Source organism: Streptomyces liangshanensis (genome assembly GCF_011694815.1).
In the GTDB taxonomy this organism is placed as follows: Bacteria; Actinomycetota; Actinomycetes; order Streptomycetales; family Streptomycetaceae; genus Streptomyces; species Streptomyces liangshanensis.
Window position 1 is genome coordinate 1,941,967 of the sequence record NZ_CP050177.1, and the last position, 12,467, is coordinate 1,954,433.

At 71.2% G+C, this 12,467-nt stretch carries 10 protein-coding genes; 3 read left to right on the forward strand and 7 right to left on the reverse strand.

Features of this window, described 5'->3' with window-relative positions:
- Positions 1–26: 26 nt before the first annotated feature.
- Both HA039_RS08185 and HA039_RS08190 read right to left on the reverse strand, forming a co-directional pair.
- Complete coding sequence (locus HA039_RS08185) at positions 27–737, reverse strand: ribonuclease HII (protein ID WP_167025997.1); 711 nt, start codon at positions 735–737, stop codon at positions 27–29.
- Between the two features lie 82 nt (positions 738–819).
- Positions 820–1,446 (reverse strand): TetR/AcrR family transcriptional regulator, encoded by a 627-nt coding sequence (locus HA039_RS08190; RefSeq protein ID WP_167026000.1) that lies wholly within the window; start codon positions 1,444–1,446, stop codon positions 820–822.
- Positions 1,447–1,609: 163 nt separating this feature from the next.
- Here HA039_RS08190 and HA039_RS08195 point away from each other — a divergent pair, with 163 nt between their 5' ends.
- On the forward strand, positions 1,610–3,160 hold the full coding sequence (locus HA039_RS08195) for an MFS transporter (RefSeq protein WP_167026003.1): 1,551 nt from the start codon (positions 1,610–1,612) through the stop codon (positions 3,158–3,160).
- Positions 3,161–3,261: 101 nt separating this feature from the next.
- Here HA039_RS08195 and HA039_RS08200 read toward each other — a convergent pair whose 3' ends face one another.
- From HA039_RS08200 to HA039_RS08215, 4 genes are all read right to left on the reverse strand, one after another.
- Complete coding sequence (locus tag HA039_RS08200; RefSeq protein WP_167036420.1) at positions 3,262–5,121, reverse strand: DUF4153 domain-containing protein; 1,860 nt, start codon at positions 5,119–5,121, stop codon at positions 3,262–3,264.
- A 124-nt stretch (positions 5,122–5,245) separates the two neighbouring features.
- The gene (locus HA039_RS08205) at positions 5,246–6,232 is read right to left on the reverse strand and encodes an ADP-ribosylglycohydrolase family protein (protein ID WP_167026006.1); all 987 of its coding nucleotides are present in this window, start codon (positions 6,230–6,232) and stop codon (positions 5,246–5,248) included.
- A 32-nt stretch (positions 6,233–6,264) separates the two neighbouring features.
- Complete coding sequence (locus HA039_RS08210; protein WP_167026009.1) at positions 6,265–6,924, reverse strand: histidine phosphatase family protein; 660 nt, start codon at positions 6,922–6,924, stop codon at positions 6,265–6,267.
- A 60-nt stretch (positions 6,925–6,984) separates the two neighbouring features.
- Entirely contained in the window at positions 6,985–7,590 is a 606-nt protein-coding gene (locus HA039_RS08215) for a YdbC family protein (RefSeq protein ID WP_167026012.1), read from the reverse strand.
- Positions 7,591–7,686: 96 nt separating this feature from the next.
- Here HA039_RS08215 and HA039_RS08220 point away from each other — a divergent pair, with 96 nt between their 5' ends.
- Both HA039_RS08220 and HA039_RS08225 read left to right on the forward strand, forming a co-directional pair.
- Complete coding sequence (locus tag HA039_RS08220) at positions 7,687–8,643, forward strand: DUF1152 domain-containing protein (RefSeq protein ID WP_167026015.1); 957 nt, start codon at positions 7,687–7,689, stop codon at positions 8,641–8,643.
- 136 nt (positions 8,644–8,779) lie between these two features.
- Entirely contained in the window at positions 8,780–9,304 is a 525-nt protein-coding gene (locus HA039_RS08225; protein ID WP_167026018.1) for a TerD family protein, read from the forward strand.
- Between the two features lie 124 nt (positions 9,305–9,428).
- Here the strand turns inward: HA039_RS08225 and HA039_RS08230 are convergent, their stop codons facing one another.
- Positions 9,429–12,338, reverse strand: coding sequence for a vitamin B12-dependent ribonucleotide reductase (locus HA039_RS08230; RefSeq protein WP_167026021.1), 2,910 nt, complete (start codon positions 12,336–12,338; stop codon positions 9,429–9,431).
- Positions 12,339–12,467: the final 129 nt, after the last annotated feature.

Below are 12,467 nucleotides of genomic sequence, written 5' to 3' on the forward strand. Positions count from 1 at the left end.
ACGGGCCGGAGGGTTCACCGGAAGTTTCAGAAATCGAAGCCGAGTTGGCCCCCGCTTTCCATCGCGGCCGTCTCCGCGGAGACCCTGACCTTCTTGAGGTGCCGCCAGCGCGGCAGGCCGTCGAGGTAGGACCACGAGAGCCGGTGGTGGGCCGTCGGACCCCGCTCCGCCAGCGCCGCCTTGTGCACGGGCGACGGGTATCCGGCGTTGGCGCCGAAGGCGAAGGGAGCGTACTCCTCGGACGCGGCGCCCAGTTCGGCCATCATGGCGTCCCTGCGAACCTTGGCGATCACCGAGGCGGCCGCCACCGAGACACAGGACTGGTCGCCCTTGATGACCGTACGCACCTGCCAGGGCCCCCCGAGATAGTCGTGCTTGCCGTCCAGGATCACCGCGTCGGGCCGTACCGGCAGCGCCTCCAGGGCGCGTACGGCGGCGAGCCGCAGTGCCGCGGTCATCCCCAGCTCGTCGATCTCCTCCGGGGAGGAGTGTCCGAGCGCGTACGAGGTGACCCACCCCGCCAGCTCACCGGCCAGCTCCGTACGGCGCTTGGGGTTGATGAGCTTCGAGTCGGTGAGGCCGGCCGGAGCCCTGCGCAGGCCGGTGACGGCCGCGCAGACGGTGACGGGTCCGGCCCACGCTCCGCGTCCGACTTCATCGACGCCGGCGATGATCCTGGCGCCGGTGGTCGCTCGGAGCGATCGCTCGACAGTGTGCGTGGGTGCTTCGTACGGCATGGCGTTCGCAACATTACGCCGACCCGACGCGACGCGACAGGGCGGGTACCCACTGTCGCGCCACGCGCCCGCGCGAACCGGCTCAAACAGGCCGCGCGCGCAGCAGCGGCACCATGACGAGGTCGATCATCTCGGCGATGTCCTCGTCCGGCCATTCGCTCGCGCACAGCTTGGAGCGGTACATCATCAGGGCCGGGATCACGTCGAAGACCAGCTTCCCGGTGGCGTCGGGGCGGACGTCCCCGCGCCGGATCCCCCGGCGCACGACCTCGCCGAAGAGGCGGTTGGACGGTTCGAGGACACCGGTGAAGATCAGTCCCTGGAAGCGCTCGGCACTGGGGCCGTCGCATTCGTGAACGACCGCGCGCAGCGCGACGCCCGGCAGGGAGTTCATCGCGTCCCGCATCCGACGGCACAGTTGGTAGAGGTCCTCGCGCACACTCCCGTGGTCGGCCGCGTCCTCGAACGCCGGCAGCGCGGCCCGGAGTGCCTCCGCGACCAGGTCCTCCTTGGAGGGCCAGCGCCGGTAGACGGCGGCCTTGCCCGTCTGGGCGCCGGCGGCGACGCCCTCCATCGTCAGGCCGTTCCAGCCGACCCTGCTCAACTGCTCCAGCGCGGCGTCGAGAATGGCCCGTTCCAGTACGGGCCCCCGTCGGCGCAGGGACACGGTCCCGGGCCGGGCGGCGGCCGGGGGACGCGAAGAAACCATCAGTAACTCTCCATCGGGGGACGGCTCCTGGGGCGGGAGGGCCCTGCGGACGCCTGCGTGGAAGCCCGCCCAGTGAACGCTTGCGTTCCTTGAAGGGGACTCACTACCGTATGCCTGACAGTGAACGAATGCGTTCACTAATTCACCTGTGGGGGAACAGACCGTGACAACCTCTCAACTCGACACACCCGGAAGATCACCGGGCGCGGCCCGACGGAGCGGGCGCCCGGGGATCGCGCTCGCCGTCATCGCGGCCTGCCAGCTCATGGTGGTACTCGACGCCACCATTGTGAACATCGCACTGCCGCACATCCAGAACGCGCTGAGCTTCTCCACCACGGATCTCTCCTGGGTACTCAGCGCGTACACCCTCACGTTCGGCGGTCTCCTGCTGCTCGGCGGCCGGGCCGGCGACGTCCTCGGCCGCCGCCGGGTCTTCATGGCGGGCATCCTGCTCTTCACGTTCGCCTCGCTCCTGGGTGGTTTCGCGCAGGAACCGTGGCAGTTGCTCGCCGCCCGCGTGCTCCAGGGGGTCGGCGGCGCGATCGCCTCCCCCACCTCGCTGGCCCTGATCACCACCACGTTCGCCGAAGGGCCCGAGCGCAACCGGGCGTTCGGGGTCTTCGCCGCGGTGTCGGCCGGGGGCGGTGCGGTCGGGCTGCTGGCCGGCGGCATGCTCACCGAGTGGCTCGACTGGCGCTGGGTGTTCTTCGTCAACGTCCCGATCGGCGTGCTGATCGCCGTCCTCGCCCCGATGTACATCACCGAGTCCGAGCGGCACCCCGGGCGCTTCGACATCACCGGCGCCGCGACGTCCACGCTCGGCATGGCGTCCCTCGTGTACGGGTTCATCCGGGCGTCCGAGGAGGGCTGGAAGGACTCGGTCACCATCGGCTCGTTCGTGGCGGCGGTGGTCCTGCTGGCGGCGTTCGTGCTGGTCGAGTCGCGGGCCAAGGAACCGATCACCCCGCTGCGGATGTTCGCGGACCGGAACCGTTCGGGGACGTACGTCATCATGCTCAGCCTCGCGGCCGCGATGTTCGGCATGTTCTTCTTCATCGTCCTCTTCGTGCAGAACGTGCTCGACTACAGCCCCATCACCTCGGGCCTGGCGTTCCTGCCCGTGACGGTCGCGATCGCCGTGGGCGCCGGGCTCTCGCAGCGGTTCCTGCCGGTCCTCGGCCCGAAGCCGTTCATGGTGGCCGGGTCGGCGCTCGCCGGAATCGGGCTCCTGTGGCTGACCGTGATCGACCCGGGGAGCACGTACGTCGGCGGTGTGCTCGGCCCGTTGGTGATCTTCGGCTTCGGCATGGGCCTCAACTTCGTGACCCTCACGCTGACCGCGGTCTCCGGGGTGGCGCAGCACGAGGCGGGCGCGGCGTCCGGCCTGCTCAACGCGAGCCAGCAGGTGGGCGGCTCGCTCGGGCTGTCGATCCTGGTCACCGTCTTCGGTACGGCGAGCCGCGACGAGGCCGGCAAGCAGCTCCCGTCGTTCATGGCGCAGGCGAACCCGGCGGAGAAGGCGGAGCTGGCGAAGACGCAGCAGCTGCCGGGGCACTGGGGGCACGCGGTGCTGACCCAGGGCATATCGAGCGCGTTCATGGCGGCGGTGGCGATGGTCGTCGTCGCGCTGCTGACGGCGGTGCTGGTGATCCGGGTGCGCAGGAGCGACCTGGAGGCGCTGAGCGGCAAGGCGGCGGGTCCGGTCGCCTGAGTCCGGGAGGCGGCGGTACGTACGGAGGCGGTACGAGGCGCTCCCCACGCGGGAGTCCCCCGTACCGCCTCCGTACGCGCTCGTACGGAGGCGGTACGCCGCTACGGCTCGTCGCGCAGGTCGCCGCTCCCGCCGTACTCCCCGTACTCCTCGCCGTACTCCTCCCCGTACCCGCCGGGGTCGCCGAACTCGCCGAACCGGTCCGACGCGAACCTCGTCGCGCAGGAGTGGCGCTCCGGTTCGATCGGCCGTTCCGCGAGGAGGTCGCGGGCCCGGCGCTCCGACCGACTCGTCGCGTACCAGGGCTCGGGCCCGTCCTCGGCCAGCTTCCGCTGGATGCCCCGCAGCGCGCACGAGCGCAGATCGTCGGGAAGCCGGTCCAGCGCGGGCGCCGCGTCGGCCGACAGCTCCTGGAGATAGCGGATGTCGATCTTGCCCGAGCTCTCGTACCGCTGGACGTTCCGCTCGGCGACCAGCGCGTCGGGCGAGAACAGACCGAAGAGCAGGACGGCCGCCGCCCCGCTCGCCACCACCGCGCGCGGCAGCCAGCGGCCGCCGACGGCCCCGGCGACCAGCATCAGGACGATCACCAGCCCGAGCCACAGCTCCACGGCGGCGACGGAGAGCCGCAGTTGGGTGAGGCCGTACGCGTCGACGTAGAGATCCATCCGGCGCAGCGCGGAGGCGACCACGACCAGGGTCAGCAGGCAGAGCGCGCCGAGCACGCAGCGCACCAGGGTGCGGTCGCCCGCCCCGTCGCGCGGGGCCCAGCGGCGGGCGAGGCCGATCACGACGAGGACCAGCAGGGTGGCGCCGAGGAGCTGCCAGAATCCCTGCCGCGCGTACTCGGAGTAGGTCAGCCCGGTCTTGCGCAGGACGTCGTCGTAACCGCCCGCGAGGACGGCGAGCTGGACGGCGACGAAGACCGCGAAGAGCAGGTCGAGGACGATCAGCGGAAGCGCCCACTCCAGCCGGGCGCGGGGCCGTCCCGGCCGTACGGTGACGCGGTCCCAGCGCATCGGCGCGGCAGCGGTATGCGCGGCGGCGAGCGCCCCGGTGAGACCGAGCCCGAAGAGCAGGAAGTGCCAGGGGCCGTCGGTGACGTCGACGTCGGGGGTCAGGTCGCCGAGCAGGCCGGCGAACGCCTCGTCCGCGCTCGCGAAGAGCGCGCCGAACACGACCAGCAGGACCGCGGCGATCGCGACGGTACGGACCACGGGCAACAGGCGGCCCCGCGATCCGCCCACCCGCTCGCGCAGGCCCTGCCATCCCCACACCGCGCCCGGGCCGAGCGCCCCGAGCAGGCCCAGCGGGCCGAGGACCAGACCGGGCCAGGTGCGGCAGCCCTGGAGGGCGAGTGCCCCGAGCGACAGTGCCGCGACCACCGCGAGGAAGGTCGGCAGCGCGCCGTCCCGCAGGGCGGGGACCACGAGCAGCGCCATGCCACCGAGGGCCCAGGCGAGCGTCCAGGGCCGGGGCAGGCGGCCGGCGGCCCGGGCGGTGACGCACGCGCCGAGCGCGGCGGGGACCGCCACGATCAGCAGGTTGAGCCCGGCCCCGTCGCCCAGGAGGAGGGAGCTCAGGACGGCGGTCGCGAGGACGGACCAGAGGGCCGCCACCCGGACGGGGGCCGGGGTGACGGGCCGGACGGCGGTGACCCAGGCGGGCGGTTCGGGGCGTTGCGGCTGCCACTGCTGCCAGTCCGGGGCGGGACTGCGTGGCCGGGCGCCGGGCGGGGCCGCGGCGGCCGGACGTCGCACGGAGTCGGCGGGAGCGGTCCTCACGGTGGCCGCGCCACTCGTCGTACCGCTCCCGGTCGCCGCCTCCTGAGCTTCCTGTGCGTCGGACCGAACGGCATCCGGCTCACCCGCCGGTGCGGGTACGGACGGTTCTTCTGGCACGGGACCCCCTCCCGGCCGGGTCCTCGCACGACCGCGCGGACAGCGCGCGGAACCCGGCATCTCGTCGGCGCTCACCCCGTTGAAGATCAACAGCGTGGCGTGGCCGGAAGATTAACGGGGTCCTGGCCTCCGGCCGGCCGGCGAGCGGGACCTGTGTCAGGACCGTGACAGATGAGGTGACGGCTCAGGCGGGCGGCGGCTGTGCCGTGTTCCCCCACGCGGGCAGCTCTTCCGTCCGGTCCAGCCACTCCCGCGGCGGCGCCCCGGCGCGACCCGACGCGACCACTCCGCCGACGATCGCGCACGTCGTGTCGACGTCCCCGCCCACCTGCGCGGTGGTCCAGAAGGCCCGCTCGAAGTCACCGAGCCCCCGGGCCGCCGACCAGAGGGCGAACGGCACCGTGTCGTGCGCGCTGGTGCGCCGCCCGCAGCCCAGGACCGCCGCCACCGTGCTCGCGTCGTCGTAGTCCAGCATGTCCCGCGCCCGCCGCAGCCCCGCGCCGACGGCGCTGCGCGGCAGGAGCGCGATCACGCCGTCGAGCAGCGCCTCCGGGGTGGGCGGCCCCGCGGGATCCGCCGCGAGCGCCGCGGCGACCGCCACGGCCATGGCCCCCATGACGGCCTCGCGGTGCTGGTGGGTGGGGTACGCGGACAGCTCGGCCTCGCGCGCGGCCCGCTCGGGGTCGTCGGCGAACCACGCGCCGAGCGGCGCGACCCGCATCGCGGCGCCGTTGCCCCAGGAGCCCTGGCCCTCGAAGAGGCCGGCGGCCAGCTCCCGCCAGTCGCCGCCCTCCCGGACGAGGCGGAGCATCCGGTTCACGGCGGGGCCGTACCCCCGGTCGAAGTCGTGGTGGTCGGCGAACGAGTGCGCGAGGACGTCCTGCTCGATCCTGCCGTGCGCGGCGAGGACGGCCAGGACGGACACGGCCATCTCGGTGTCGTCGGTCCACTGCCAGAAGCCGGGCGCCGGTTCGCGGCGGGCCAGCAGCGGATAGTTCGCGGGGACGAAGAACTGGGAGCCGAGGGCGTCTCCTACGGAGAGTCCACGCAGGCTGCCGAGGGCACGGGCGAAGCGATCGCCGTGGGCCGCGTCGTCCGGGGAGAGCGGCGACGGGCGGTCGGAGGGACGGTCGGAGGAGGAGTCGGGGGAAGAAGTGGGATCAACGGTCATCGCGAGGCACTCTACCGGGTGAATACCGTCGGTTACCTGATGCTTCCGTACGGCTCCGGGGTCCGCCAGTGCGCGAAGGGCCGGTCCAGGACGTACCGCCCGTCCTCCCCCAGGAGCAGGGTCCTGGTCTCCGCGTTGTCGGGGTTGGAGAGGGACTCGAACTCCGCGACCGACCAGTGGAACCACCGCATGCAGAACAGCCGCATGGTCAGCCCGTGCGTCACCAGCAGGACGTTCGACGGCGAGTCGGGCGCCTCGAAGCTGCGGTAGAGGCTCTCCAGGAACGCGCCGACCCGGTCGTACACGTCGGCGCCCGACTCGCCTTGAGCGAAGCGGTAGAAGAAGTGCCCGTACGCGTCGCGGTACGCCTTCTGGAGGCGTACGTCGTCCCGGTCCTGCCAGTTCCCCCAGTCCTGCTCGCGCAGCCGGGGCTCCTCCCGTACGCGCACCAGGTCCGGGTCGAGGGAGAAGGCGCGGAGGGTCTCGTGGGCCCTGCGGTACGGCGACACGTACACGCTGACCTGCTCCTGCCCGAACAGCTCCCGCAGCTCGGCGCCGGTCTCCTCGGCCTGCCGGCGGCCCCTCTCGGTGAGCTTCAGGGCATGGTCGGGCTCGCGTTCGTACACGGTGTCGTCGGCGTTGCCCTCCGACTCGCCGTGCCGGACCAGAACGATGCGCCGCGGTCGTGCCATGTCACGACCCTAGATCGGTCCGGATCCGCCCGACAGGCGGGGAGGTCTTTCCGTACCGCCCTACACCGTCCAGGACGGTTCCAGCGCGACGATGTCCCCCGCGAGGGCCGCCACGTCGGCCGCCGTCTGCGCGCGCAGCGTCAGGCGCTCGATCCGTTCCGCCCGGTACTTGCCGTGCTCGGCGGCGGAGTGCCACATCGACAGGACGATGAACTCGTTGCCGGGCGCCTCGCCGAAGAGTCCCCTCAGCATGCCGGGGGACCCGGCCATGGCGGGGTTCCACACCTTCTCCTGCATCAGCGCGAAGTGCTCGACCCGCTCCTCGTGGACCTTGCAGTGCGCGACCCGCACCACGTCGGCGTCGGTGAACCGCGGCTCGAAGCCGGTCTTCACGTCGAACCGGTGATCGAACAGTTTGGTCTGCGTGTCCTTGTACGTCCCCGACTGCGCGGCGGCCAGCCGGTCGTGCGAGCGTGCCATGAAGGAGTCGTAGAACGGCCTGCTCTCCCAGAACGAGAAGACATGGGCCACCCCGGGCCGCACCCTGCTCCATCCCCCGCCCTGCCCCCGGAACCCCGGCTCACCGAGCAACCCCGCCCATTTCCGCTGTCCGCGTTCGTACCCTCTACGGTCGATCACGGTGCAACGGGTCCACTTGACCAGCACCGCGCCATCGTACGGGGCGCGGCGTGTCGCCGGTCACTTTCCCGAAGCACCGGGGATACTCCCCCACCCCTCCACCCACCCCCCAGAATGACCGCCATGACGGCACTGCACACCCCCGAACTGTTCGCACGCCTGGAGCCCGCGGAACGTGTCCTCGTCGCGGGCGCGGGCGGCGGATTCGACATCTGCGCGGGCCTGCCCCTCGCGCTGTCCCTCCTGCACCAGGGCAAGGAGGTCCATCTCGCGAACCTGACGTTCAGCGCGATCGAAGGGCTCCCGCTCGACGCCTGGCTCGCCCCGGACGTCGCCGTCGTCACCGCGGGGACGGCCCCGCACCAGACGTACTTCCCGGAGCGCACGCTCGCGCGCTGGCTGGACCTCCACGGGTACCCGGGCACCGTGCACGCGTTCGCGCGGGTCGGGGTCCAGCCGCTGCGGGCCGCCTACCGCGCGGTGATCGAGGCGTACGACATCGACGCGGTCGTGCTGGTGGACGGGGGTACGGACATCCTGATGCGCGGCGACGAGTCGGGGCTCGGCACGCCCGAGGAGGACCTGACGAGCGTCGCCGCGCTGGCCGGGATCGGCGGGCCCGACCGGCTGGTGGTGTCGGTCGGCTTCGGCGTCGACGCGTACCACGGGGTGAGCCACGGGCTGGTGCTGGAGAACATCGCCGCGCTGGAGCGCGACGGCGCCTACCTGGGCGCGTTCTCGATCCCGCGCGCGTCCAAGGAGGGCGCGCTCTTCGTCGACGCGGTGGCCCACGCGCAGCACCACACCCCGGACCGTCCGAGCATCGTCAACGGGTCGATAGCGGCGGCGGTACGGGGCGACTTCGGGGATGTGCGGTTCACGGAGCGCACCCGGAACAGCGAGCTGTTCGTGAATCCGCTGATGTCGCTCTGCTTCGCCTTCGAGCTGGAGGGCCTCGCCCGGCGCTGTCTGTACCTCGACCGGATCGAGGACACCCACCTCATGCGGCAGGTGAGCAGCGCGATCGAGCTGTTCCGCGAGGAGGTCGTCACGCGGCCGCCGGTGCGTATCCCGCACTGACCGGTCCGTGGCTGGCGAGTACCGGCCAACGTGGCGTCAACTGGCCGTATGCGGCCCCGTGTTGTCGGTGGGCCGGTCTAGCCTTGCGCACAAGGCCCGGGGATCCGCGGCCGGGTCCGGACGAGGGGGACAACACGTGAGCAGTCTCAACAAAGGGGTGTCGAAGGTCGAGGTGACACTCAAGTGGAACCCGAGCCGCCTCGGCGAGCCGGACCACGACCTCGACCTGGTGGCGGCGACGTTCGCGGCGGGCGACCCGACCGGCAAGCCGGTCTACCTGGTCCACTTCGGCAGTCGCTCCCCCGACGGCACGATCACGCTGAACCGCGACAGCCGCACGGGCCAGGGCTTCGGGACGGACGAGGAGATGACCCTGGAGCTGGACCGGCTCAACGCGTCCTTCGCGCGGGTCGTCGTCGGCGTGGCCATCCAGCAGCGCGACCGGCGCCGTACGTTCGCCGACATAGCCACGCCCGAGATCCGCTTCGCGGAGGGCTACACGGAGTTGCTGGAGTACGCGTTCGCGGACGTCCAGGACTCCACGGCGGCGACGGTCGCGGAGTGTGTCCGCGCCCCGTCCGGCGCCTGGGAGTTCCGCCCGTCCGTCCGGGGCTTCGACGCGGACCCGGCCCACTTCGCCTCCGTCATGGGCACCCGCTGACCCACCCCGCTCCGCGGCCGTCACGCGCGAAGGGCGGTGAAGCCGTCCCCGGCCTCACCGCCCTCACCGTCCCACGCGTGGATCACCTACCGGCCCGGCCGCCCGGAAGCGGCCGGGGCCGGGGTCAGCTGCATCCGCTCGTCGAGCCGCAGCCCTCGCAGATGTAGCAGGAGCCCGCCCGCTGCATCTTGGTGCCGCAGGAGAAGCAGAGCGGGGCGTCGGCGCTGATGCCGAGCTGCATCTCGACCAGTTCGGCCGAGGTGTGGACCTCCTTGGGGGACGGTACGGCCGTCACGCTCGCGGGGGCCGGGGCCGCCGCGGGCTTCGGGGCGGGAGCGGAGGCCTGGGTCGTCTGGCGGGGGGCCGACTGCGCCAGGGACTCGGTGTCCATGGCGTCGTCGTCCAGGGACGGCACGTACGACCCCGTGTCCAGGTGACGCTGGCGCTCGTCCGCCGAGTGGATCCCCAGCGCCGAGCGGGTCTCGAACGGCAGGAAGTCCAGGGCGAGGCGGCGGAAGATGTAGTCGACGATCGACTGCGCCATCCGCACGTCCGGGTCGTCCGTCATGCCGGCCGGCTCGAAGCGCATGTTGGTGAACTTGGACACGTACGTCTCCAGCGGGACGCCGTACTGCAACCCCACCGAGACCGCGATGGAGAAGGCGTCCATCATGCCCGCGAGGGTCGAGCCCTGCTTGGACATCTTGAGGAAGACCTCGCCGAGCCCGTCGTCCGGGTAGGAGTTGGCGGTCATGTACCCCTCGGCGCCACCCACCGTGAAGGAGGTGGTGAGACCCGGGCGGCCCTTGGGCAGGCGCTTGCGGACGGGGCGGTACTCGATGACCTTCTCCACCGCGGTGCGGATGGTCTCCTCGGCCTGCTCCGCGACCTTCTCGTCCTTCTTCTTCGCCGAGAGGGGCTGGCCGACCTTGCAGTTGTCGCGGTAGATCGCGAGCGCCTTGACGCCCATCTTCCACGCCTCGAAGTAGACCTCCTCGACGTCCTCGACGGTCGCCGTCTCGGGGAGGTTGACCGTCTTGGACAGCGCGCCGGAGATCCACGGCTGGATCGCCGCCATCATCCGCACGTGGCCCATCGCGGAGATGGACCGCTCACCCATCGCGCAGTCGAAGACCTCGTAGTGCTCGGTCTTGAGACCCGGGGCGCCGACGACGACGCCGTTCTCGGCGATGTGGGCGACGACGGCCTCGATCTGCTCCGTCTGGTAGCCGAGCCGGCGCAGCGCCTGCGGCACGGTGCCGTTGACGATCTGCATCGAGCCGCCGCCGACGAGCTTCTTGAACTTGACCAGCGCCAGGTCGGGCTCCAGGCCCGTCGTGTCGCAGGACATCGCGAGACCGATGGTGCCGGTCGGGGCGATGACCGAGGCCTGCGCGTTGCGGAAGCCGTTCTTCTCGCCGAGGCGCAGGACGTCCTGCCAGGCCTCCGTGGCGGCGGCCCAGATCGGGGTGTCCAGGTCGTCGAAGCGCACGGCCGTGCCGTTGGCGTCGGCGTGCTGCCTCATGACGCGCTTGTGCGGCTCGGCGTTGCGGGCGAAGCCGTCGTACGGGCCGACCACCGCGGCCAGTTCCGCGGAGCGGCGGTACGAGGTGCCGGTCATCAGCGAGGTGATGGCGCCGGCCAGCGAGCGGCCGCCGTCGGAGTCGTACGCGTGGCCCGTCGCCATGAGCAGGGCGCCCAGGTTGGCGTACCCGATGCCGAGCTGGCGGAAGGCGCGGGTGTTCTCGCCGATCTTCTGCGTCGGGAAGTCCGCGAAGCAGATGGAGATGTCCATCGCGGTGATGACCAGCTCGACGACCTTGGCGAAGCGCTCGGACTCGAAGGACTGGTGGCCCTTGCCGTCGTCCTTGAGGAACTTCATCAGGTTCAACGAGGCGAGGTTGCAGGACGTGTTGTCCAGGTGCATGTACTCACTGCACGGGTTCGAGCCGTTGATCCGGCCGGACTCGGGGCAGGTGTGCCAGCGGTTGATCGTGTCGTCGTACTGGATGCCCGGGTCGGCGCACGCCCACGCGGCCTCCGCCATCTTGCGGAAGAGGGACTTGGCCTCGACCTCTTCGATGACCTCGCCGGTCATCCGGGCGCGCAGCCCGAACTTCCCGCCGGCCTCGACGGCCTTCATGAAGTCGTCGTTGACACGGACGCTGTTGTTGGCGTTCTGGTACTGGACGGACGTGATGTCGTCGCCGCCCAGGTCCATGTCGAAGCCCGCGTCGCGCAGGGCGCGGATCTTCTCCTCCTCCTTGACCTTGGTCTCGATGAAGTCCTCGATGTCGGGGTGGTCGACGTCGAGGATGACCATCTTGGCCGCCCGGCGGGTGGCGCCACCGGACTTGATCGTTCCGGCGGAGGCGTCGGCGCCCCGCATGAAGGAGACCGGCCCCGAGGCGTTGCCGCCGGAGGAGAGCAGTTCCTTGGAGGAGCGGATCCGGGAGAGGTTCAGGCCGGCGCCCGAGCCGCCCTTGAAGATCATCCCCTCCTCCTTGTACCAGTCGAGGATCGAGTCCATCGAGTCGTCCACGGAGAGGATGAAGCACGCGGAGACCTGCTGCGGCTGGGGCGTGCCGACGTTGAACCACACCGGGGAGTTGAAGCTGAAGACCTGGTGCAGGAGGGCGTACGCCAGCTCGTGTTCGAAGATCTCGGCGTCGTCGGGCGTGGCGAAGTAGTGGTAGTCCTCGCCCGCCTTGCGGTACGTCTTCACGATCCGGTCGATCAGCTGCCGGAGGCCGGTCTCGCGCTGCGGGGTGCCGAGGGCGCCCCGGAAGTACTTGCTGGTGACGATGTTGACCGCGTTCAGCGTCCAGAAGTCGGGGAACTCCACGCCACGCTGCTCGAAGTTGACCGAGCCGTCGCGCCAGTTCGTCATCACGACGTCACGGCGCTCCCACTGGACCTCGTCGTACGGATGCACGCCGGGGGAGGTATGGATGCGCTCGATACGGAGTCCCTTGCCGGCCTTCGTTCCCTTGGTGCGGGTGCCTCGCGCGGGTCCGCTCGTCGTCTCTGTCATGCCGCCTCCTACGTACAAAACGCACTGAAGTGCCATGTTCTTCCCGTGGCACATGTGTATGTGATGCCTCGGGCGCGGTCGGTCGCGCCCGGGGCAAGCCTGTGTCGTCACGAAGCGGCCGGCACGACG